The sequence below is a fragment of the Blastococcus saxobsidens genome (genome assembly GCF_002938435.1).
Lineage (GTDB): Bacteria > Actinomycetota > Actinomycetes > Mycobacteriales > Geodermatophilaceae > Blastococcus > Blastococcus saxobsidens.
Genome location: NZ_POQT01000040.1, coordinates 23,803 through 45,618, shown reverse-complemented (window position 1 = coordinate 45,618; position 21,816 = coordinate 23,803). Strand labels below are relative to the sequence as shown.

Annotated in this window: 17 protein-coding genes and 1 tRNA gene; 14 read left to right on the top strand and 4 right to left on the bottom strand. The window is 73.1% G+C overall.

From position 1 onward, the window contains the following. Positions 1-267 precede the first annotated feature (267 nt). From nuoF to C5507_RS19035, 11 genes are all read left to right on the top strand, one after another. The gene (gene nuoF / locus C5507_RS19085; protein ID WP_104530081.1) at positions 268-1,596 is read left to right on the top strand and encodes an NADH-quinone oxidoreductase subunit NuoF; all 1,329 of its coding nucleotides are present in this window, start codon (positions 268-270) and stop codon (positions 1,594-1,596) included. After that, positions 1,593-4,103 carry an NADH-quinone oxidoreductase subunit G gene (locus tag C5507_RS19080; protein WP_104530080.1) on the top strand — a complete coding sequence of 837 codons (2,511 nt, stop codon included), beginning with the start codon at positions 1,593-1,595 and terminating at the stop codon, positions 4,101-4,103. Before nuoF ends, C5507_RS19080 begins: the two co-directional genes overlap by 4 nt. Then, the gene (gene nuoH / locus C5507_RS19075; protein ID WP_104530079.1) at positions 4,100-5,566 is read left to right on the top strand and encodes an NADH-quinone oxidoreductase subunit NuoH; all 1,467 of its coding nucleotides are present in this window, start codon (positions 4,100-4,102) and stop codon (positions 5,564-5,566) included. The genes C5507_RS19080 and nuoH overlap by 4 nt, the downstream gene beginning before the upstream one ends. Continuing rightward, positions 5,559-6,173, top strand: a complete 615-nt coding sequence (gene nuoI, locus C5507_RS19070; RefSeq protein WP_207225849.1) for an NADH-quinone oxidoreductase subunit NuoI — start codon at positions 5,559-5,561, stop codon at positions 6,171-6,173. Before nuoH ends, nuoI begins: the two co-directional genes overlap by 8 nt. Next, entirely contained in the window at positions 6,170-7,012 is an 843-nt protein-coding gene (locus C5507_RS19065) for an NADH-quinone oxidoreductase subunit J (protein WP_104530078.1), read from the top strand. Before nuoI ends, C5507_RS19065 begins: the two co-directional genes overlap by 4 nt. A gap of 73 nt (positions 7,013-7,085) precedes the next feature. Next, a complete protein-coding gene (gene nuoK, locus C5507_RS19060; RefSeq protein ID WP_104530077.1) occupies positions 7,086-7,385 on the top strand; it encodes an NADH-quinone oxidoreductase subunit NuoK in 300 nt (99 codons plus the stop codon). A gap of 15 nt (positions 7,386-7,400) precedes the next feature. Beyond that, a complete protein-coding gene (gene nuoL, locus C5507_RS19055; protein ID WP_242611175.1) occupies positions 7,401-9,296 on the top strand; it encodes an NADH-quinone oxidoreductase subunit L in 1,896 nt (631 codons plus the stop codon). Between the two features lie 58 nt (positions 9,297-9,354). Continuing rightward, positions 9,355-10,947 carry an NADH-quinone oxidoreductase subunit M gene (locus C5507_RS19050; RefSeq protein WP_104530075.1) on the top strand — a complete coding sequence of 531 codons (1,593 nt, stop codon included), beginning with the start codon at positions 9,355-9,357 and terminating at the stop codon, positions 10,945-10,947. Further along, entirely contained in the window at positions 10,944-12,482 is a 1,539-nt protein-coding gene (gene nuoN, locus C5507_RS19045) for an NADH-quinone oxidoreductase subunit NuoN (RefSeq protein WP_104530074.1), read from the top strand. The genes C5507_RS19050 and nuoN overlap by 4 nt, the downstream gene beginning before the upstream one ends. Further along, the gene (locus tag C5507_RS19040) at positions 12,482-13,534 is read left to right on the top strand and encodes a polyprenyl synthetase family protein (RefSeq protein ID WP_104530073.1); all 1,053 of its coding nucleotides are present in this window, start codon (positions 12,482-12,484) and stop codon (positions 13,532-13,534) included. The genes nuoN and C5507_RS19040 overlap by 1 nt, the downstream gene beginning before the upstream one ends. A 45-nt stretch (positions 13,535-13,579) precedes the next feature. Then, the gene (locus tag C5507_RS19035) at positions 13,580-14,698 is read left to right on the top strand and encodes a PQQ-dependent sugar dehydrogenase (protein WP_104530088.1); all 1,119 of its coding nucleotides are present in this window, start codon (positions 13,580-13,582) and stop codon (positions 14,696-14,698) included. On the opposite strand, the gene C5507_RS19030 is transcribed toward C5507_RS19035, so the two are convergent. After that, positions 14,682-15,359 carry a pyridoxamine 5'-phosphate oxidase family protein gene (locus C5507_RS19030; RefSeq protein WP_104530072.1) on the bottom strand — a complete coding sequence of 226 codons (678 nt, stop codon included), beginning with the start codon at positions 15,357-15,359 and terminating at the stop codon, positions 14,682-14,684. The two genes, C5507_RS19035 and C5507_RS19030, sit on opposite strands and share 17 nt — an antisense overlap. A gap of 91 nt (positions 15,360-15,450) precedes the next feature. Between C5507_RS19030 and pdxR the strand changes: the two genes are divergently transcribed. Next, positions 15,451-16,875 (top strand): MocR-like pyridoxine biosynthesis transcription factor PdxR, encoded by a 1,425-nt coding sequence (gene pdxR, locus C5507_RS19025; RefSeq protein WP_207225848.1) that lies wholly within the window; start codon positions 15,451-15,453, stop codon positions 16,873-16,875. 7 nt (positions 16,876-16,882) lie between these two features. Here pdxR and C5507_RS19020 read toward each other — a convergent pair whose 3' ends face one another. Together C5507_RS19020 and C5507_RS19015 are read right to left on the bottom strand one after the other, a co-directional pair. Beyond that, complete coding sequence (locus C5507_RS19020) at positions 16,883-17,977, bottom strand: 2-oxoacid:ferredoxin oxidoreductase subunit beta (protein WP_104530070.1); 1,095 nt, start codon at positions 17,975-17,977, stop codon at positions 16,883-16,885. After that, the gene (locus C5507_RS19015; protein WP_207225847.1) at positions 17,974-19,974 is read right to left on the bottom strand and encodes a 2-oxoacid:acceptor oxidoreductase subunit alpha; all 2,001 of its coding nucleotides are present in this window, start codon (positions 19,972-19,974) and stop codon (positions 17,974-17,976) included. Before C5507_RS19015 ends, C5507_RS19020 begins: the two co-directional genes overlap by 4 nt. Before the next feature lie 191 nt (positions 19,975-20,165). Between C5507_RS19015 and htpX the strand changes: the two genes are divergently transcribed. Next, complete coding sequence (htpX, locus tag C5507_RS19010) at positions 20,166-21,032, top strand: zinc metalloprotease HtpX (protein WP_104530069.1); 867 nt, start codon at positions 20,166-20,168, stop codon at positions 21,030-21,032. 72 nt (positions 21,033-21,104) lie between these two features. Here htpX and C5507_RS19005 read toward each other — a convergent pair whose 3' ends face one another. Beyond that, positions 21,105-21,596 carry a YajQ family cyclic di-GMP-binding protein gene (locus C5507_RS19005; RefSeq protein ID WP_104530068.1) on the bottom strand — a complete coding sequence of 164 codons (492 nt, stop codon included), beginning with the start codon at positions 21,594-21,596 and terminating at the stop codon, positions 21,105-21,107. A gap of 102 nt (positions 21,597-21,698) precedes the next feature. On the opposite strand from C5507_RS19005, the gene C5507_RS19000 reads away from it, so the two are divergent. Continuing rightward, a tRNA-Tyr gene (locus C5507_RS19000) sits at positions 21,699-21,780 on the top strand. Positions 21,781-21,816: the final 36 nt, after the last annotated feature.

Genomic DNA, 21,816 nt, shown 5'->3' with positions numbered 1-21,816 from the left:
ACACGAAGGACGCTACCGGAGAAATACAGGAGCTCGCCGACTATGCCGGCCCATTCAGCGCGCGAAACGCGCAGATCGCCCGGAACGTGGACCGCTACGAACGGGAATGGGCGGCCGCGCGCCCCGGAGCCCGCCGGCCGGCGGCTGCCCGACGGCCGGGAGGGCACCGACACCCCCGCGGGCCGGGAGCCCGGAACAGGCGGGCAGGGCCCCGACGGCCCGTCCCGCACGATCGAGGGCCGCGGCCCTTCGCGGAGGCGATGAGCGATGCCACTCACCCCTGTCCTCACCACCCGCTGGGGCGCCGACCGGTCGTGGCGGCTGTCCACCTACGAGTCCCTCGAGGGCTACGCGGCGCTGCGCACCGCGCTGTCGATGCAGCCCGACGAGCTGGTCACCCTGGTCAAGGACTCCGGGCTGCGCGGCCGCGGCGGCGCCGGCTTCCCGACCGGGATGAAGTGGAGCTTCATCCCGCAGCCCAAGCCGGGGGAGGAGCCCACCGGGCCCGCGGCGCTGCCCAAGTACCTCGTGGTCAACGCCGACGAGGGCGAGCCGGGCACCTGCAAGGACCTGCCGCTGATGATGGCCGACCCGCACTCCCTCATCGAGGGCGTGATCATCTCGTCCTACGCCATCCGCTCGAAGCTGGCCGTCATCTACGTCCGCGGCGAGGCCGTGCACGCCCATCGCCGGTTGATGAACGCCGTCGGCGAGGCCTACGCGGCCGGTTACCTCGGCCGCGACATCCTCGGTTCCGGCTACGACCTCGACCTGATCGTGCACGCCGGCGCCGGCGCCTACATCTGCGGCGAGGAGACGGCGCTGCTGGACTCCCTCGAGGGCTACCGCGGCCAGCCCCGGCTCAAGCCGCCGTTCCCCGCGGTCGCCGGCCTGTACGGCGCCCCCACGGTGATCAACAACGTCGAGACCCTGGCCAGCGTGCCGTTCGTCGTCCGCGGCGGAGCCGAGTGGTTCAAGGCGTTCGGGCCGGAGAAGTCGCCGGGGCCGAAGATCTACTCGCTGTCGGGCCGCGTGGTCCGCCCCGGCCAGTACGAGGCCCCCATGGGGACGACGATGCGCGAGCTGCTGGAGATGGCCGGCGGCGTCCGCCCCGGGCACCGGCTGAAGTTCTGGACGCCGGGCGGCTCGTCGACCCCGTACTTCACCGCCGAGCACCTCGACGTACCGCTGGACTTCGACTCGGTCGCCGCGGCCGGGTCGATGCTCGGCACCACGGCGCTGATGGTCTTCGACGAGACCGACTCGATCGTCGAGGCGACCCTGCGGTTCACCGAGTTCTACGCGCACGAGAGCTGCGGCAAGTGCACCCCGTGCCGCGAGGGCACCTACTGGCTGGTGCAGATCCTGGAACGGATCGCGCACGGGCGGGGGACCGCCCAGGACCTCGACATCCTGGTCGACACCTGCGACAACATCCTGGGCCGGTCGTTCTGCGCCCTGGGTGACGGTGCCACGAGCTGCATCACGAGCTCGCTCAAGTACTTCAGGGACGACTACGTCGCCCTGCTGCCGCCCGAGGAGCAGGCCCGGCTCGGCCGCTCCCTCCGCCTCGAGCCGGTCGGAGCCGCGTCATGACGCTCATGCCCACCAACCCCCCGCCCGCGGCCGCGGTGCCTCCCGGCGCGCCCGGCCCGCACACGCCGCCGGACGCCGTCCACTGCACGATCGACGGCTTCGACGTCGCCGTGCCGAAGGGGACGCTGATCATCCGCGCCGCCGAGATGGTCGGCGTGCAGATCCCGCGGTTCTGCGACCACCCGCTGCTCGAGCCGGTCGGTGCCTGCCGGCAGTGCCTCGTGGAGGTGGAGGGTCAGCGCAAGCCGGTCGCCTCCTGCACGATGCCGGTGACCGACGGCATGGCCGTGAAGACGCAGCTGTCCAGCCCGGTCGCCGACAAGGCGCAGCAGGGCACGATGGAGCTGCTGCTGATCAACCACCCGCTGGACTGCCCGGTCTGCGACAAGGGCGGCGAGTGCCCGCTGCAGAACCAGGCGATGAGCAACGGCCGCACCGAGAGCCGGTTCGTCGACGAGAAGCGCACCTACCCCAAGCCCCTGCCGATCAGCACCGAGATCCTGCTCGACCGCGAGCGCTGCGTGCTCTGCGCCCGCTGCACCCGGTTCTCCCAGCAGGTCGCCGGTGACCCGTTCATCGAGCTGTTCGAGCGCGGCGCCCTGGAGCAGGTCGCCATCTACGAGGACGAGCCGTTCGAGTCCTACTTCTCGGGCAACACCACCCAGATCTGCCCGGTCGGCGCGCTCACCAGCGCCCAGTACCGGTTCCGCGCCCGCCCGTTCGACCTGCGCAGCGAGCCCAGCGTCTGCGAGCACTGCGCCTCCGGCTGCTCCATGCGCACCGACTACCGGCGCGGCAAGGTCACCCGCCGGCTGGCCGGCGACGACCCGGCGGTGAACGAGGAGTGGACCTGCGACAAGGGCCGCTACGCGTTCCGCTACGCCACCGCCAACGAGCGGCTGACCACCCCGCTGGTGCGTCGTGACGGCGTCCTGCAGCCAGCGTCCTGGCCGGAGGCGTGGGCCACCGCCGCCGCGGGCCTGCGCGAGGCCCGCGAGCAGGGCGGCGTCGGCGTGCTGCCCGGTGGCCGCCTGACGGTGGAGGACGCCTACGCCTGGGCGACCTTCGCCCGCGTGGGGCTGGGCACCAACGACGTCGACGCCCGCGCCCGGGCCCACTCCGACGAGGAGCTGGCCTTCCTGGCCGCCACCGTGGCCGGCACCGGGCCGGCCACCGGCGCCGTCACCTACGACGACCTCGGTTCGGCACCCGCCGTCCTCCTCGCCGGCCTCGAGCCGGAGGAGGAGTCGCCGATCCTCTTCCTGCGGCTGCGCCGCGCGGTGCGGACCAACGGCCTCGCGGTCTTCGACCTGGCGCCGTTCGCCACCCGCGCCGCGGAGAAGCTGCAGGCCACCGTGCTGGCCACCCTGCCCGGCGCCGAGGCCCGCTCCCTGCACGCCCTGGCCGAGGGCAGTTGGGGTGGCCCGGCGGTGGAGGCGCTGCGCGCGCCGGGTGCCGTCCTGCTCGCCGGGGAGCGGCTGGCCGAGGTGCCCGGTGCGTTCTCCGCGCTGCTCGCGCTGTCCCGCGCCACCGGCGCGCGGCTGGCCTGGGTGCCGCGCCGCGCCGGGGAGCGGGGCGCGGTGGAGGCCGGTGCTCTGCCGACCCTGCTGCCCGGTGGCCGCAGCGTCGCCGACGCCGAGGCCCGTGCCGAGGTGGCCGCCGTGTGGGGGATCGACCCCGCAGCCGTGCCCGCGACGCCCGGCCGGGACACCACCGGCATCCTCACCGCCGCGCGCAGCGGCCGGCTCGCCGGCCTGCTCGTCGGCGGGGTGGACCCGGCCGACCTCCCCGACCCGGCGCTCGCGGTCGGGGCGCTCGACGCCGCCGCCTTCGTCGTCAGCCTGGAGATGTTCCCGAGCGCGGTGACCGAGCGCGCCGACGTCGTCCTGCCGGTGGCCGCCGCTCCGGAGAAGGCCGGCAGCTACCTGGACTGGGAGGGGCGGGTGCGCTCCTTCGACGCCACGCTGCACGGCACCGGGATGCTGACCGACGGGCGCGTGCTGCAGGGCCTGGCCGACGAGCTGGACGTCGACCTGCGACTGCCCACGCCGGAGGCGGCCCGTGCGGCGATGGCCGCGCTCGGCTCCCGTCGTCCGGCGGGCGCCGCCGGCCCGGCCGTGGCGGCGCCGGTGGCGTCGTCCCTGCGCGCCGGGGAGGCGCTGCTGGCGTCCTGGCGCCAGCTGCTGGACGTCGGCACCCTGCAACGCGACGAGCCGGAGCTCGCCGGCACCGCCCGGCGCCCGGTGGCCCGCGTCTCGGCGGGCACCGCGGCCGGGCTCGGGCTGGCCGACGGCGACCACCTCACCGTGGATGGCGTCACCGGGTCGGTCAGCCTGCCGGTGCGCATCACCGCGATGCCCGACCAGGTGGTGTGGCTGCCGATGCGCTCGCCGGGCAGCGAGATCCGGACCGCTCTGGGCACCGGGCCGGGCGGCATCGTGCGGCTCGCCCGGACGACCCAGCCGCACGGCTCCACCTCGGCCGACGTCCGCGGAGGCGTGCGATGAACCTGTGGGCCGCGGCGGACCAGCCGACGCTGGAGGACTTCGGCAACGACGTCTGGTGGATCGTCCTCATCAAGATCGTCGGCGTCTTCGTCGTGCTCGTGCTCATGACGCTGTTCGCGATCGTGTTCGAGCGCAAGGTCGTCGCCCGCATGCAGCAGCGGATCGGCCCCAACCGGGTCGGGCCGCGCGGCTACCTGCAGAGCCTCGCCGACGGGCTGAAGCTGGCGTTCAAGGAAGACATCATGCCGGCGCTGGCCGACAAGCCGGTGTACTTCCTGGCCCCGGTCCTGGCTACGGTTCCCGCGTTCCTGGCCTTCTCCGTCATCCCGATGGGCCCGATGGTGAGCATCTTCGGCGAGCGCACGCCGCTGCAGCTGACCGACGCCCCCATCGGCGTCCTCGTGGTCCTGGCCTGCTCCGCCATGGGCATCTACGGGATCGTGCTGGGCGGCTGGGCCTCGGGCTCGACGTACCCGCTGCTGGGCAGCATGCGGAGCGCGGCCCAGATGATCAGCTACGAGATCGCGATGGGCCTGTCCATCGTCGCGGTGTTCCTCTACGCGGGATCGATGTCCACCTCCGAGATCGTCGCCGCCCAGGCCGACGGCAACCGGCTGGACTTCTTCGGCCTGGAGTTCACCGGCCCCAGCTGGTTCGCCGTGCTCCTGCCGGTCTCCTTCGTCATCTACGTGATCGCAGTCGTCGGCGAGACCAACCGGGCGCCGTTCGACCTGCCCGAGGCCGAGAGCGAGCTGGTCGGCGGCTTCCACACCGAGTACTCGTCGCTGAAGTTCGCGCTGTTCTTCCTCGCCGAGTACATCAACATGGTCACCGTCTCGGCGCTGGCCGCGACGCTGTTCCTCGGCGGCTGGCGCGCGCCGTGGCCGATCTCGATCTGGGACGGCGCCAACAGCGGCTGGTGGCCGCTGCTGTGGTTCTTCCTCAAGGTCGTTGCCGCGCTGTTCGTCTTCATCTGGCTGCGCGGCACGCTGCCCCGGCTGCGCTACGACCAGTTCATGCGCTTCGGCTGGAAGGTCCTCGTCCCGGTCGCGCTGGTGTGGATCCTCGTCGTGGCCACCATGCGCACCGTCTCCCGCGAGGCCGACCTGTCCACCGGCGAGGTCGCGATCTACGTCGGGCTCCCGGCGGCGCTGCTGGTCCTCGGCGGCCTGCTGGTCGCCAGCCGCTCGGCCAACCGGGACACCCGGCTCATGGCCGAGCAGGCCTCGGCCGGGGCCGTGCACGCCAGCGACCCGGAACCGGACGTGCTGCCCCCGGCCGGTGCACGCCGTCGGCCGACCGGCGGTCCGAGCCGGGCCGAGGGCGGGTTCCCCATCCCGCCGATGGACCTCACGGTGCCGCCCTCGCCGCGGATCCGCCGCGAGAGCACGGAACCGGGGACGGCGGTCGTGAGCACCGGCCGCCGCGGCACGGCGACGATCGAGGAGGACGGCGATGACTGAGCCCACCGAGCCCGGCGAGCAGGACCTGGTGCGGCGCTCCGCCGGCGAGGTCGAGCGCTCTCCCGGCGCCCGCCCGGGACGGCCCTCCGTGCGGGACGCGATCATGCCCGCGCCCACCCAGGGGTTCGGTGTCACGTTCGCGCAGATCTTCCGCACGGTGAGCACCGAGCAGTACCCGTTCGAACCCAAGGTGACCAAGCCGCGCTACCACGGGCGGCACGTGCTGAACCGGCACCCGGACGGGCTGGAGAAGTGCGTCGGGTGCGAGCTGTGCGCGTGGGCGTGCCCGGCCGACGCCATCTACGTCGAGGGCGGGGACAACACCGAGGACGCCCGCTTCTCACCCGGCGAGCGGTACGGCGCGGTCTACCAGATCAACTACCTGCGGTGCATCTTCTGCGGGCTGTGCATCGAGGCCTGCCCGACCCGCTCGCTCACGATGAGCAACGACTTCGAGCTGGCCGACGACAACCGCCAGGACCTGATCTACACCAAGGAACAGCTCATGGCCCCGCTGCTGCCCGGCATGGAGGCGCCTCCGCACGCCATGCGCCTGGGCGACGACGAGAAGGACTACTACCTGCGCGCGCCGGAGGTGGCACCGTGAACCCGGACGCCGCGGAGGTCGTGATCGGCACCGGTGAGGCCGTCGCCTTCTGGGTCCTCGGCCCGGTCGCGCTCGCCGGGGCGCTGGGCATGGTCTTCAGCCGCAACGCCGTCCACTCGGCGCTCTGGCTGGTCACCACCATGCTGTCGCTGGGTGTCTTCTACGTGATCCAGTCCGCGCCGTTCCTCGGTGCGGCGCAGATCATCGTCTACACCGGCGCGATCATGATCCTGTTCCTCTTCGTGCTCATGCTCGTCGGACGCGACTCCTCGGACTCCGTCGTGGAGACGCTGCGCGGCCAGCGGGTCGCCGCGGCCGTCCTGGGTGTGGGCTTCGCCGCGCTGGTCGGTGCCGGCGTCGCCCGTGCGACCGAGGGCCTGACGGTGGTCGGCCTCGGCGACGCCGGTGGCGACGGGAACGTGACGGCGATAGCCGAACTGCTCTACACGCGCTACGTGCTGGCCTTCGAGGCCACCGGTGCGCTCCTGATCGTCGCCGCGGTGGGTGCGCTGGTCTACACGCAGATGGAGCGCCGGCCCGGGAGCCGGCGCGGGCAGAAGGAGCTGTCCCGGGCCCGCTTCCTGACGGACGACCGCCCCCAGACCCTCCCCGGCCCGGGTGTCTACGCCCGCGCCAACTCGGTGGCCGCGCCCGCGCTGCTGCCCGACGGGCGGACGTCCGCGGAGACCGTCGCCACCGGGGTCGAGGCCCAGGAGGTCGAGCAGATGCCGCGCCCCACCGGCCGCGAGCAGCTCGGCTCACCGGACGCCGCGCTCGGCAGCCTGGACCCGACGACGAGCGGCACGCCCGGCGGTCGCACGGGAGGCGAGCACAGGTGAGGAAGTTCGGGAGCTCACCCGGGAGCAGAGCGCCCCGAGGCATGACGCCGACCAGCGCCGGCGAGGAGAAGTCATGACTCTCACCTACTACCTGGTGCTGGCCGCGATCCTCTTCACGATCGGCGCGGTGGGCGTCCTGGTCCGGCGGAACGCCATCGTCGTCTTCATGTGCGTCGAGCTGATGCTCAACGCGGTGAACCTGACGCTGATCACCTTCGCGCGGAGCACGGGCACCGTGGACGGCCAGATCATGGCGCTGTTCGTGATGGTCGTCGCCGCCGCCGAGGTGGTCGTCGGGCTCGCCATCATCATGTCGATCTACCGGACCCGCCGGTCCGCCTCGGTCGACGACGCCAACCTGCTGAAGTACTGACCGGACGGGGTTGCAGTGCCTGCTGAAGGGTTGCTCGCCGCCTCCTGGCTGCTGATCGCGTTGCCGCTCGCCGGCGCCGCGGTGCTGCTGCTGGGCGGCCGCCGCACCGACCGCTGGGGCCACCTGCTGGGGACGGCGACGGTCGTGGCCGCCTTCGTCCTGGCCGTGGCCTGCACGGTGCAGCTCGCCGGGCTGGACCAGCGGTCGGCCGACGTCGAGCTGTTCACGTTCATCCGGAGCGGGGAGCTCGACGTCACCGCCGGGCTGCTCTACGACCCGCTGTCGGCGATCTTCGCGCTGCTGATCACCGGCGTGGGCTCGCTGATCCACGTGTACTCGATCGGCTACATGGCGCACGACCCCGCACGCCGCCGGTTCTTCGCCTACCTCAACCTCTTCGTCGCGGCGATGCTGCTGCTGGTCCTCGGCAACAGCTTCGTGGCGCTGTACGTGGGCTGGGAGGGCGTGGGCCTGGCGTCCTACCTGCTGATCGCCTTCTGGTACACCCGCCCGGCCGCGGCCACCGCCGCCAAGAAGGCGTTCATCATGAACCGGGTCGGGGACGTCGGTCTGGCGATCGCCATCTTCGTGATGTTCGCCCAGCTGGGGACGACGTCCTACGCCGGGGTCTTCGGCTCCGTGGGCACCCTGGCCGGCGGCACGATCACCGCGATCGGGCTGCTCCTGCTGCTGGGCGCGTGCGGCAAGTCCGGTCAGTTCCCGCTGCAGGCGTGGCTGCCCGACGCGATGGAGGGCCCGACCCCGGTGTCGGCGCTCATCCACGCCGCGACGATGGTCACCGCCGGCGTCTACCTCATCGCCCGGTCGGCGCCGATCTACGACCTGGCGCCGACCGCCCGCGCCGTCGTCCTTGCCATCGGGGCGGGAACGCTGCTGATCGGCGCGATCGCCGGCTGCGCCTACGACGACATCAAGAAGGTGCTGGCCTACTCCACGGTCAGCCAGATCGGCTACATGTTCCTGGCCGTCGGCCTGGGCCCGGCGGGTTACGTCGCCGGCCTGGCCCACCTGCTGGCGCACGGGTTCTTCAAGGCCGGGCTGTTCCTCGGCGCCGGGTCGGTCATGCACGCGATGAACGACTCGGTGGACATGCGCCGGTTCGGTGCGCTCTGGAAGAAGCTGCCGGTCACCTTCGCGACCTTCGGGCTGGGCTACCTCGCGCTCATCGGGTTCCCGTTCCTGTCCGGCTACTTCACCAAGGACGCGATCATCGAGGCGGCGCTGGACCGCGGCGACGTCTGGGGCTGGGTGCTCGGCGGGGTCGCCGTCCTCGGCGCTGGGCTGACCGCCTTCTACATGACCCGGCTGATGCTCATGACGTTCTTCGGCCGCGCCCGCTGGGAGGACGGCGTCCACCCGCACGAGGCGCCGACGGTCATGACCGCCCCGATGGTCGTGCTGGCCGTCGGGTCGGTCGGCGCCGGTGCGCTGCTGGTGTCGGTCTTCCCGCTGTCGGGCTGGCTCGAGCCGGTGTTCGGCGAGCCGGCGGAGGCCGCGCACGTGGTGGCCCCGGCGGTCATCGGGCTGGTGGTGACCGTCGTGATGCTGCTGGGCGTGCTCGCGGCCTGGCTGTTCGTCGGCCGGCGCGAGGTGCCGGTCACCGCGCCGGTGCGGGTCTCGCCGGTGACGCGCGCGGCCCGCAACGCCCTGTACGCCGACACCGTCAACGAGTCGCTGTTCATGCGCCCCGGCCAGTGGCTCACGCGCGCCCTGGTCTGGCTGGACAACCGCGGCGTCGACGGCGCGGTCAACGGCCTGGCCGCCGGGCTCGGCGGCACCTCCTCCCGGCTGGCCCGGACGCAGACCGGTTTCGTGCGTTCGTACGCGATGGGCATGCTCGGCGGCGCCGTCCTGGTCGCCGGGGCCCTGCTGGCGGTGACCGCCGGATGAGCGGCCGCCCGACCCCCGCCCCGAACCTCCCGACCCCCGAGACGGTGGTGCCCCGACCGTGAGCGCGTCCCTCTACCTGGTGGCGATGATCGCGGTCCCCGCGATCGGTGCCGCGGCGGTCGCCGCGCTCCCGCGGGAGCGCGGCCTGCTGGCCAAGCAGGTCACGCTCGGCGTCAGCCTGGTCGTCCTGCTGCTGGCGGTCCTGGCCACCGCGGCCTTCGACGTCGACGGCGACCGGTTCCAGCTGACGACGTCGGTCTCCTGGATCCCCGACTTCGGTGCCGAGTTCGCGCTCGGGGTGGACGGCATCGCCCTGGTGATGCTGCTGCTCATCGGCGTGCTCGTACCGCTGGTCGTCACGGCCTCGTGGCACGAGGCCGATCACGGCCCCCGCCCGACGCGGGTGTTCTTCGCCTGGCTGCTGCTGCTCGAGGCCATGATGGTCGGCGTCTTCGTCGCCACGGACGTGCTGCTCTTCTACGTCTTCTTCGAGGCGATGCTCGTCCCGATGTACTTCCTGATCGGCAGCTTCGGCGGTCCCCGCCGGCAGTACGCGGCGGTCAAGTTCTTCCTCTACAGCCTGGTCGGCGGGCTGATCATGCTCGCCGCCGTCATCGGGCTGTACGTGGTCAGCACCAGCCAGCTGGGCGAGGGCACCTTCGCGTTCGACGCCCTGCGGCAGCTCGACATCGACCCCGAGGTGCAGAAGCTGCTGTTCCTCGGCTTCTTCGTCGCCTTCGCGATCAAGGCGCCGCTGGTGCCGTTCCACACCTGGCTGCCCGACTCCGGCGCCGAGGCACCCATCGGCGGGTCGGTGCTGCTGGTCGGCGTGCTGGACAAGGTGGGCACGTTCGGGTTCCTGCGCTACTGCCTGCCGCTGTTCCCCGACGCCTCGCGGTTCTTCGCGCCGTTCGTGCTGGTGCTGGCGGTGGTCGGCATCCTCTACGCGGCGCTGCTGGCCATGGGGCAGAGCGACATGAAGCGGCTGGTGTCCTACACGTCGATCTCGCACTTCGGCTTCATCGCGCTGGGCATCTTCGCGTTCACCACCGAGGCCGGCACCGGCGCGGTGCTCTACATGGTCAACCACGGGCTCGCGACCGGCCTGCTGTTCCTCGTCGTCGGGATGCTCATCAGCCGTGGCGGCTCGCGGCAGATCGGCGACTACGGCGGCGTCGCGGCCAAGGCGCCCCTGCTGGCCGGTGCCTTCCTCGTCGCGGGGCTCGCCTCCCTGGCGCTGCCGGGCACCAACAGCTTCGTCAGCGAGTTCCTGGTGCTGATCGGCTCGTTCCCGGAGCGGCCGGTGTTCACCGTCGTGGCCACCGTCGGCATCATCCTGGCGGCGCTCTACATCCTGCTGATGTACCAGCGCACCATGCACGGACCGCCCCGTGGGGTCCTGCTGCAGCAGGACGCGGCCGAGCCGGCGCCCGGCCTCGGCACCGGTGGGGCGACGGCGACGGCGACGGCGACGCGCACCGCGGCACCCGGCACGCTCCGGGTGCTGGACCTGAGCCGTCGTGAACTGGTGGTCGTGGCGCCGCTGGTCGCGCTGATCATCGGGCTCGGCGTGTACCCGCAGCCGCTGCTGGACCTCATCGAGCCGGCCGTCAGCGCCACCATGAGCGACCTCGGAGGGACCGACCGATGATCGAGGCCCCGGACCTCTCCTACGCCGCGCTCGCGCCGCTGCTGTTCGTCCTCGGTGCCGCATGCGTGGGCGTGCTGGTGGAGGCGTTCGTGCCGCGCGACGCGCGCCAGCCGGTGCAGGTGGCGCTGGCGCTCGTCGGCACCGTCGGCGCGCTGGTGACCACGCTCCTGCTGTCGGGCACCCACGAGACCACCGCGGGCGGGGCCCTCGCCGTCGACGGCCCGGCGCTGTTCCTCCAGGCCACGATCGCCGGGCTGGGGGCGCTGTCGATCCTGCTGTTCGCCGAACGCGGGCTGGACCCGGCACGGTCGGCGTTCGTGGCCAGCGCCGCCGTCCCGGCCGGCAGCCCGCGCGACCGCGAGCTGCTGACCGCCACCCGGGTGCAGACCGAGGTCTACCCGCTGGCCAGCTTCGCCATCGGCGGCATGATGCTGTTCGTCGCGGCCAACGACCTGCTGGTCATGTTCGTGGCCCTGGAGGTGCTCAGCCTCCCGCTCTACCTGATCTGCGGGCTGGCGCGGCGCCGCCGGCTGCTGTCGCAGGAGGCGGCGGTCAAGTACTTCCTGCTCGGTGCCTTCGCGTCCGCCTTCTTCCTGTACGGGCTGGCGCTGGTCTACGGCGCCACCGGCAGCATCCGGCTGCGCGACATCCGCGAGGCGGGGCTCGACGGCGGGGGCGACACCCTGCTGGTGCTCGGCCTCGGCCTGCTGATCGTCGGCCTGCTGTTCAAGGCCAGCGTCGCGCCGTTCCACACCTGGACGCCGGACGTCTACCAGGGCGCCCCCACGCCGGTCACCGCCTTCATGGCCGCCTGCACCAAGGTGGCCGCCTTCGGGGCCATCCTGCGGCTGCTCTACGTCGCCTTCGGCACCGCCGAGTGGACCTGGCGCCCGCTGGTCTACGCCGTGGCGATCGTGTCGATGGTGGTCGGGGCGGTGCTCGGCCTGACCCAGACCGACCTCAAGCGCATGCTCGCCTACTCCTCGGTGGCGCACGCCGGCTTCCTGCTCACCGGTGTGCTGGGGCTGGGCGCCGGGGGAGAGGGGTCCGGGCTCGCCGGCACGATGATCTACCTGCTGGTCTACGGCCTGACCACGATCGGCGTCTTCGCCGTCCTCACCCTCGTGCGCGACGGCGACGGCGAGGCCTCGCACCTGTCGCAGTGGGCGGGGCTCGCCGCGCGGTCCCCGCTGACGGCGGCGGTGATGACCCTGTTCCTGCTGGCGCTGGCCGGGATCCCGCTGACCGCCGGGTTCACGGGCAAGTTCGCGGTCTTCCGCGCGGCCATCGAGCAGGGGGCGTGGCCGCTGGTGGTCGTGGCCCTGCTGGCCAGCGCGGTGGCGGCGTTCTTCTACCTGCGGGTCATCGTGCTCATGTACTTCTCCGAGCCGGTCGCCGACGGGCCGACCGTCGGCGTGCCGGGCGTGCCCACCACCGTCGTGCTGGCGATCACCGCGACGGCCACCGTGGCGCTGGGCGTCCTCCCCGGGGCGGTGCTCGACCTCGCGGGGCAGGCGGCTAGATTCGTCGGTTGATGACCGGAGCCCGTGCCGCAACCGACGGCACTCACCCCGAGGTCTGGCACCGGATCTCCGCGCCGGCGTCGACCATCGGCCCCTGGCTCCCCGAGGGCGAGCTCGGCGCCGGGCTGGCCGAGGGGCTCGTCCGGGTGGAGGCGCGGCTGGCCGAGGCGGTCGGCAGCGAGCACCCGTTCGTCCGCGAGGCGGCCGGCCACCTCATGGCCGCCGGCGGCAAGCGCTTCCGCCCGATGCTGGCGCTGCTGGCCGCCCAGCTCGGCGATCCGTCCGCGCGGCAGGTCGTCGAGGGTGCCGTCGTCTGCGAGCTCACGCACCTGGCCACGCTGTACCACGACGACGTCATGGACGAGGCCGCCGTGCGCCGCGGCGCTCCCAGCGCGAACAGCCGCTGGAGCAACAGCATCGCGATCCTCACCGGCGACCTGCTGTTCGCCCGGGCCTCCGACATCCTGGCCGACCTCGGCCCCGAGGCGGTGCGCATCCAGGCCCGCACCTTCGAGCGGTTGGTCACCGGTCAGATCCAGGAGACCGTCGGCGCCCAGCCGGGCGAGGACGCCGTCGCGCACTACCTGCAGGTGCTCGCCGACAAGACCGGTTCCCTGGTCGCGACGTCGGCCCGCTTCGGTGCCTCGTTCGCCGGCGTCGACCCGGCCCTCGTCGAGGCGCTGACCGCCTTCGGCGAGGAGGTGGGCGTGGCCTTCCAGCTCTCCGACGACCTGCTCGACATCGTCACCGACGGCGCCTCGGGCAAGCTGCCCGGCACCGACCTGCGCGAGGGCATCGCCACGCTGCCCGTGCTGTTCGCCCTCGCCGGCAACGACCCGGCCGAGGCCCGGCTGCGCGAGCTGGTGGCCGCGCCGGTCACCGACGACGCCGACCACGCCGAGGCGCTGCGCCTGCTGCGCTCCTCGCGGTCGCTGGTGCGCGCCAACGACGTGCTCCGCGAGTACGCCGACCGCGCGCGGGCCCGGCTGGACGCGGTCCCCCCCGGCGACGTCCGCGACGCGCTGTCGGCGCTGTGCGAGTACGTGGTCACCCGCACCAGCTAGCGCACCGCGACGGTGAGGTGGCGCGCGACGGGCATGCTGGTGCGCATGCGGACCCCTGCCGGCTTCGCCCTCGCCGCGCTGGTGCTGGCCGGGTGCACCGCCCGGTCCTCCGAGGGCACGGCGTCGCCGCCGGTGGTCGCCGCGCCGACCGGGGCCCCGGCGCTGGACGTGGAGGTGCTCGCCGACGGCCTGGACCACCCGTGGGACGTCGTCCAGGCGCCGGACGGCACCCTGCTGCTCGACGAGCGCGCCGGCGGCTTCACCGCCGTCCTGCCGGACGGCGGGGTGCGGAGCGTGACGGCCGACCCCGACGACCTGTTCGCGGACGGCGAGACCGGGCTCATGGGCCTGGCGCTCGACCCGGCGTTCGAGCAGAACCGGGTCCTCTACAGCTGCCAGGGCTCGACCGAGGGCGACATCAGGGTCGTCCGGTGGACGGTGGCGGAGGACTGGTCGTCGGCCACCCGGTCCGCCGACCCGCTGGTGGAGGGCCTGCCGCTCAACGAGCGCTCCGGGCGGCACGGGGGGTGCCGGCTGGAGTTCGCGCCCGACGGCGCCCTCCTCGTCGGCACCGGGGACACCGCCGACGGGAGCCTGCCGCAGGACCGGAGCTCGCTCGGCGGGAAGGTGCTGCGCGTCGACGTCGCCACCGGGGAGGTCGAGGTCTGGACGCTGGGCCACCGCAACGTGCAGGGGCTGGCCGTGCGGCCCAGGTCGGGGCAGGTGTTCTCCGTGGAGCACGGCCCCGACCGCGACGACGAGGTCAACCTGCTGCGGGACGGCGCCAACTACGGCTGGGACCCCGACGGCGACGGGTCCTACGACGAGAGCGTCCCGATGACCGACCCCGCCATCCCCGGCGCGGTCGAGGCGGTGTGGTCCTCCGGCACGCCGACGCTGGCGACCAGCGGCGCCACGTTCGTGGCCGGGGAGGAGTGGGCCGACTACGACGGGCTGCTCCTGGTGGCCCTGCTCAAGGCGCAGGGGGTGCTGGCGCTGCGGCTCGACGACGCGGGTGACGTCGTCGAGCAGTACCGCATCCCCGAGCTCGACGGCACCTCCGGGCGGATCCGGACCGTGCAGCAGGGCGGGGACGGCGCCCTCTACGCCCTGACGGACAACGGCAGCGACGACGCGCTGCTGCGGATCACGCCCGGGAGCTGATCCGGCGCTCGCGCACCCGCGCGGGCACCGGCACGTCCGGGGGCAGCAGCGGGCACGGCTCGGGCTCGCAGGTGACCGTGCGCAGGGGGAGCACCCCCGCCCACACCCGGTCGGGTCCCTCGACGTCCCTCGCGTCGTCGCCGGGCGGGCCGGTGCGGATCTTCACGCTGGCCTCGGCCAGGTCGAGCGCGAGCACCGCCGTGGCGGCCAGCTCCTTGCGGTCCGGCCGCCGGGACGCCGCCCAGGAACCGGGCGCGAGCTGCTCGGTGAGCGCCTCGAGCCCGACGAGGCGCTCGGCCTCCTCGGTGACCAGCCGGGCGGTGCCGTGCACCACCGCGCAGCGGTAGTTCACCGAGTGGTGGAAGGCGGAACGGGCGTAGACGACGCCGTCGAGGTGCGTGACGGTGAAGCAGACCGGGGCGCCGTCGGTGGCGGCCCGGAGCGTCGCCGCTCCGGTGGAGCCGTGCAGGTAGAGGGTGTCGCCGCGCCGTCCGTACCCGGTGGGCAGGACCACCGGGGCGCCGGCGAGCTGCACGCCCAGGTGACCCATCAGGCCGGCGTCGAGGACCGCGTACAGGTCGGCGCGGTCGGTCCGGGCGCGCTTGCTGCCGCGGCGCACGGTGCTGCGGTCGGTGGGGGAGAGCGGTGCTGCGACGTCCATGCCCCGATCCTGCGGGCCACCGGTGGCCCTGTGGAACGGCCAATCCGCTAGCATTTCGGCAGGCCACCCCGGGACGACGACGAGGAGATCGGTGACCGGCATCCCGCCCCTCGTGCTCGACCGCGCGGCCGGCGTCCCGCTGGCGGTGCAGCTCGCCGACGCGCTGCGGGCCGCCGCCGCCGACGGCGTCCTCCGGCCGGGCGACCGGCTGCCGTCGACGCGGGAGCTCGCCGCCGCGCTGCGGGTCAGCCGCACGGTGACGGCGGCCGCCTACGACCAGCTGCTCGCGGAGGGCTGGGCGGGCGGCCGGCGAGGAGTGGGCACCTTCGTCCTGGGCGGTGCCGGGGCGGGAGCCGCCGCACCGGTGCCCCGCCGGCCCGACGAGCGGCCCACCCCCGTCCTGGTCGACCTCCGGGCCGGCTCGCCGTGCCTGGAGGTGCTGGACCGGGCCGCGTGGCGCCGGGCCTGGCGCGCGGCGGGGGACGGCGCCCCGGACGGCCGCCCGGAGCCGGCGGGGGATCCGGGCTTCCGGCAGGCGGTGGCCGAGCACCTGCTGCGCCACCGCGGGCTCGTGGCCGGCCCGGACGACGTGCTGGCCACCGCCGGCACCTCGGCCGCGGTGGCCGAGGTCGTGCGCACCCTGCCGCCCGGCAGCCGGGTCGCGGTGGAGGACCCGGGCTACCAGCGGGTCGTGGGCGCGCTGCTCGACGCGGGGATCGAGGTCGTGCCCGTGCCGGTGGACGACGACGGGCTGGTGGTCGACGCGCTGCCCGCGGACCTGGCGGCGGTGTACTGCACGCCGGCCCACCAGTACCCGCTGGGCCGGCGGATGTCGGCGGCGCGGCGGCTGGCCCTGGTCGCCCGGGCCCGTGCCGACGGCTGGTGGGTGCTGGAGGACGACTACGACGGCGAGCTGCGTTACGACGTCGCCCCGCTGCCGTTGCTGGGGGCGCTGGGCCCGGACGTCGTGGTCCACCTCGGGACGAGCAGCAAGATCCTCAGCCCGACGCTGGGCGTCGGCTGGCTCGTGGCGCCCGCGTCCCTGCGGGCCGACGTGCTCGCCCGCAGGGTCGCCACCGGGTCCCGCCCGGCCCGTGCCGGGCAGCGGGTGCTGGCCGCGATGGCCGGCTCCGGGGATCTCGCCCGGCACCTGCGGCGGCTGCGCCGCGAGCTGGCCGGCCGGCGGGAGGAGGTGCGGGCCGCGGTGGCCGCGGCGGGGTTCCGCGCCGAGGGCGATCCGGCGGGCGCGCACGTGCTGGTGCCGCTGGCGGGCAGCGAGGTGGAGGCGGCGGTGCTGGCGGCCGCGGGGCGGCGAGGCGTCGCCCTGGACGGCCTGGCGCGGCACTCGGCCCGTGCGGACGTCGGCCGCGCAGGGCTGGTGCTCGGCTTCGCCGCCCCGACGCGTGGCGAGCTGCGCGACGCGCTGGTCGTGCTGACCTCGGTGCTGCGCGAGCAGGCGGCGGCCGCACCGCGGGCCCGCCCCCCGGGAGGGGACGGGCCCGCGGGCACGGCCTAGTAGGGGATCAGGCCTTCACTTCCCAGGTGTCGCCGCCGGCGAGGAGTGCGTCGAGGTCGCCGGGACCCTGCAGACGGGCCTCGTCGAGCTGCTCGGCCATCATCGCCTCGTACGAGGGCTTGCGGACCTTCCGGAAGACGCCCATCGGCGTGTAGCGCAGGTCCTGGGAGGACAGCCGCGACAGCGCGAACGCGTAGGACGGGTCCTCGCGGGTGGCGTCGTGCACGACGATCTCGCTCGGGTCGACCTGGTTGGTCTCGGCGATCCGCAAGCCGCCGAAGTCCTCGCGGACCACGCACGAGGCGCCGTCCGGACCGAAGACCAGGGGCTTGCCGTGCTCGAGCGGGATCGTCCACATCGGGCCGGTCGCCGGGTCCTTGAGCAGCTCGAACGCGCCGTCGTTGAAGATGTTGCAGTTCTGGTAGATCTCCACCAGCGACGTGCCCTGGTGCTCCGCGGCCTGCCGCAGCACCTCGGTGAGCCCCTTGCGGTCGGAGTCCATGGCGCGGCCGACGAACGTGGCGTCGGCGCCCAGGGCGAGGGACACCGGGTTGAACGGGTGGTCCAGCGAGCCCATCGGCGTGGACTTGGTGACCTTGCCGACCTCCGAGGTGGGGGAGTACTGCCCCTTGGTCAGCCCGTAGATCCGGTTGTTGAACAGCAGGATCGTCATGTTGACGTTGCGCCGCAGCGCGTGGATCAGGTGGTTGCCGCCGATCGACAGCGCGTCGCCGTCGCCGGTGACCACCCAGACCGAGAGGTCGGGACGCGAGGCCGCCAGGCCGGTGGCGATCGCGGGGGCGCGGCCGTGGATCGAGTGCATCCCGTAGGTGTTCATGTAGTACGGGAAGCGCGACGAGCAGCCGATGCCCGACACGATGACCATGTCCTCGCGGGCGATGCCGAGGCTGGGCAGGAAGCTCTGGACCGCGTTGAGGATGACGTAGTCACCGCACCCGGGGCACCAGCGGACCTCCTGGTCGGTCTTGAAGTCCTTGCCCTTGAGCTCGGTCTGCTTGGGACCGTGCTGTTCGAGCGAGCGGGCGATGGCGGCGTCGATCGGGGTCGGCGCGTCCGGCATGCCCAGTTCGACGGTGGTCACTGGAGTGCTCCGTTCACAGCTGTGGGGTTCACGGCGGTGGAGTTCGCGGCGGCGGGGTCCGCGGTGTCGATGGCGTCCTGGATGACCGCGGCCAGCTCGGCGGAGCGGAACGGCATCCCGCGCACCTGCGTGTGGCTCTGCACGTCCACCAGGTACTTGGCGCGCAGCAGCAGGGCCAGCTGCCCGAGGTTCATCTCCGGGCAGATCACCCGGTCGTACCGGGCCAGGACCTCACCGAGGTCGGCCGGGAACGGGTTGATGTGCCGCAGGTGGATCTGGGCTACCTTGCGGCCGGAGGACCGGATCCGCCGGCAGGCGGCGCCGATCGGCCCGTACGTGGAGCCCCAGCCGATGACGGCGACGCGGGCGTCGCCGTCGGGGTCCTCGACGTCGGTCGGCGGGATCGTCGCGGCGATGCCGTCGATCTTCGCCTGGCGCGTGCGCGTCATGAAGTCGTGGTTGGCCGGGTCGTAGGAGATGTTGCCCGTCCGGTCGGCCTTCTCCAGCCCACCGATGCGGTGCTGCATCCCCGCCGTGCCGGGGATGGCCCAGGCGCGCGCCAGGGTCTCCTCGTCGCGCAGGTAGGGGAGGAACTCGCCGTCCTCGCCGTTGGGCTCGGTGGCGAACGCGACCGCCGGGGTGAGGTCGGGCAGCGAGTCGGCGTCGGGGATGGCCCACGGCTCGGCGCCGTTGGCCAGGTACCCGTCGGACAGCAGCATGACGGGGGTCCGGTAGGCGAGTGCGATCCGCGCGGCCTCGACGGCGGCGTCGAAGCAGTCGCCGGGAGACCGTGGCGCGATCACCGGCACCGGCGCCTCGCCGTTGCGGCCGAACATCGCCTGCAGCAGGTCGGACTGCTCGGTCTTGGTGGGCAGGCCGGTCGAGGGCCCGCCGCGCTGCACGTCGACGATCACCAGCGGCAGCTCGGTCATGACCGCCAGGCCGATCGTCTCGGCCTTGAGCGCCACACCGGGGCCCGACGTCGTGGTGATGCCGAGCGCGCCGCCGAAGGAGGCGCCCAGGGCCGCGCCGATGCCGGCGATCTCGTCCTCGGCCTGGAAGGTGCGGACGCCGAAGGACTTGTGCCGGGACAGCTCGTGGAGGATGTCCGACGCCGGGGTTATCGGGTACGCGCCGAGGAAGATCGGCAGGCCGGAGCGCTGCCCGGCGGCGACGAGCCCGAGGGCCAGAGCCTGGTTGCCGGAGATGTTCCGGTAGCGGCCCGGCTTCATCGGGGCGGGCTTGATCTCGTAGGAGACCGCGAACGCCTCGGTGGTGTCGCCGTAGTTGTAGCCGGCGCGGAACGCGGCGATGTTGGCCGCCGCGATCTCCGGCTTCCGGCGGAACTGCCGCTCCAGGAAGCGGATGGTGCCCTCGGTCGGCCGGTGGTACATCCAGCTCAGCAGGCCGAGCGTGAACATGTTCTTGCTGCGCTCGGCCTCCTTCTTGCCGAGACCGGAGTCCTTGAGCGCATCCGTCGTCATCGAGGTCAGCGGGACGCTGACGGTCTGCCAGCCCTCGAGGGAGCCGTCCTCGATCGGGTTCGTCGCGTAGCCGACCTTGGCCAGGTTCCGCGGGGTGAACTCGTCGGAGTCGAGGATCAGCAGCCCGCCGCCGGGCAGCTCGGCGAGGTTCGCCTTGAGCGCGGCGGGGTTCATCGCGACCAGCACGTCGGGCGCGTCACCCGGCGTCATGACGTCGTGGTCGGCGAACTGCAGCTGGAAGGAGCTGACGCCCGGCAGGGTGCCCGTCGGCGCCCGGATCTCGGCGGGGAAGTTCGGCAGCGTCTTCAGGTCGTTGCCGAAGGAAGCCGTCTCGCTCGTGAACCGGTTGCCGGTGAGCTGCATGCCGTCGCCGGAGTCGCCGGCGAGCCGGATGACGACGCGGTCGAGCTCCACGACGCTCTTCACGAGGCCGCCGGGGGCCGAGCTGGACACCGAGGTGGCCAGGGCACCGTCCGGATTCGGCGGCGCGACGGTCGGGTTGGTGCCAGTCATCAGCGGTCTACCTCCACCGGGCGAGGTTACGTGCGTGTGTCCGGGGCCGGAATGTGCGACCGGACACGCTGCAGCGGCGAGGATTTCACCGCATTCCCCACCGGGAACCCCCGGGAACGCTCCGTCATTCCGGCGGGGGACCGTGGCCGGCTCGCGGGAACGGCCTCCTCCCCGACCGCGTTGGACCGGACGTGCATCGCTGGAACAACGGAATGAAGACCGCCCTGCTCCTCGGGCTCATGGGCGGGCTGATCCTCATGGCCGGGGCGCTCATCGGTGGCCGTGGCGGCCTGTTCATCGCACTGGTGATCGCACTGGCCGTCAACGGCTACGCCTACTTCAACTCCGACAAGCTCGCCCTGCGGTCGATGCGGGCCTTCCCGGTCACCGAGACCCAGGCGCCCGCTCTCTACGCGATCGTCCGGGAGCTGGCCACCGAGGCGCGGCAGCCGATGCCCCGGCTCTACGTGAGCCCGACGAACCAGCCGAACGCGTTCGCCACGGGGCGCAACCCGCGCAATGCCGCCGTCTGCGTCACCCAGGGGATCCTGGAGCTGCTCGACCGGCGCCAGCTGCGCGGGGTGCTCGCCCACGAGCTCTCGCACGTCTACAACCGCGACATCCTCATCAGCTCCGTCGCCGGCGCCATGGCCACGGTGATCACCTACCTGGCGCACATGGCCATGTTCGCGTCGCTGTTCGGTGGCCGGTCGGACGAGGACCGCGGCGGCGGCAACGCCCTCGGTGGGCTGCTGCTCATGCTGCTGGGCCCGATCGCCGCCGGGCTCGTGCAGATGGCGGTGAGCCGCAGCCGGGAGTTCCAGGCCGACGCCTCCGGCGCCGAGCTCTCCCACGACCCGCTGGCCCTCGCCGACGCGCTGCGGGTGATCGAGCGCGGCACGGCGGCCCGGCCGCTGCCCCAGGAGGAGCGGCTGGTCACCCAGAGCCACCTGATGATCGCCAACCCGTTCCGGGGTCACGGGCTGGCGTCGCTGTTCGCCAGCCACCCGCCGATGCCCGAGCGGATCGCCCGGCTGGAGCAGATGGCCCGCGAGTAGAAGGACCCGGCCGCACCCCACGACACGCTCCGCGTGCCGCGGGCCCTTGGCGGCCGGGCCGGTTCCATCAGCTCACCGGTAGTTGTCGAACTGCAGGGCGACGTCGAGGTCCGCGCCGCGCAGCAGCTGCTGGACCGCCTGCAGGTCGTCGCGCTTCTTGCCGCTCACCCGCAGCTGGTCGCCCTGGATCTGCGCCTGCACGCCCTTGGGTCCCTCGTCGCGGATCAGCTTGGCGATCTTCTTGGCGACGTCGGACTCGATGCCCTGCTTGATCGTCGCGCCGATCTTGTAGCTCTTGCCGGAGGACTGCGGCTCGCCGGCGTCGAGGACCTTGAGCGAGATGCCGCGCTTGATCAGCTTCTCCTTGAACACCTCGAGGGCGGCTGAGACCCGCTCCTCGGTGTCTGCCTGGAGCGTCACGCCCTCCTCGCCGGCCCAGGCGATGGTGGCGTTGGTGCCGCGGAAGTCGAAGCGCTGCGAGAGCTCCTTGGCCGCCTGGTTCAGGGCGTTGTCGACCTCCTGCCGGTCGACCTTGCTCACGACGTCGAAGGATGCGTCGGCCATGTCGTTCCTCTCCGTGCGGGTGTTCCCGTTCCCGGGACTCGTTGCCGGGGACCCGTCACCGCCGGGTCCCCCGTCTTGTAGTCTCTCCCGCGTACCGAACACGGCGGGTTGCCCGAGTGGCCAATGGGAGCGGACTGTAAATCCGTCGGCTTAGCCTACGAAGGTTCGAATCCTTCACCCGCCACACCTGGTACGACGGCCCCCGACCACGCGGTCGGGG

Coding starts and splice junctions, on each gene's coding strand:
- C5507_RS19030 (WP_104530072.1), bottom strand. CDS start 15,359: ATGGACGTCGCAGCACCGCTCTCCCCCACCGACCGCAGCACCGTGCGC.
- nuoI (WP_207225849.1), top strand. CDS start 5,559: ATGACTGAGCCCACCGAGCCCGGCGAGCAGGACCTGGTGCGGCGCTCC.
- C5507_RS19035 (WP_104530088.1), top strand. CDS start 13,580: ATGCGGACCCCTGCCGGCTTCGCCCTCGCCGCGCTGGTGCTGGCCGGG.
- nuoF (WP_104530081.1), top strand. CDS start 268: ATGCCACTCACCCCTGTCCTCACCACCCGCTGGGGCGCCGACCGGTCG.
- nuoN (WP_104530074.1), top strand. CDS start 10,944: ATGATCGAGGCCCCGGACCTCTCCTACGCCGCGCTCGCGCCGCTGCTG.
- C5507_RS19080 (WP_104530080.1), top strand. CDS start 1,593: ATGACGCTCATGCCCACCAACCCCCCGCCCGCGGCCGCGGTGCCTCCC.
- C5507_RS19005 (WP_104530068.1), bottom strand. CDS start 21,596: ATGGCCGACGCATCCTTCGACGTCGTGAGCAAGGTCGACCGGCAGGAG.
- nuoK (WP_104530077.1), top strand. CDS start 7,086: ATGACTCTCACCTACTACCTGGTGCTGGCCGCGATCCTCTTCACGATC.
- C5507_RS19015 (WP_207225847.1), bottom strand. CDS start 19,974: ATGACTGGCACCAACCCGACCGTCGCGCCGCCGAATCCGGACGGTGCC.
- C5507_RS19040 (WP_104530073.1), top strand. CDS start 12,482: ATGACCGGAGCCCGTGCCGCAACCGACGGCACTCACCCCGAGGTCTGG.
- nuoH (WP_104530079.1), top strand. CDS start 4,100: ATGAACCTGTGGGCCGCGGCGGACCAGCCGACGCTGGAGGACTTCGGC.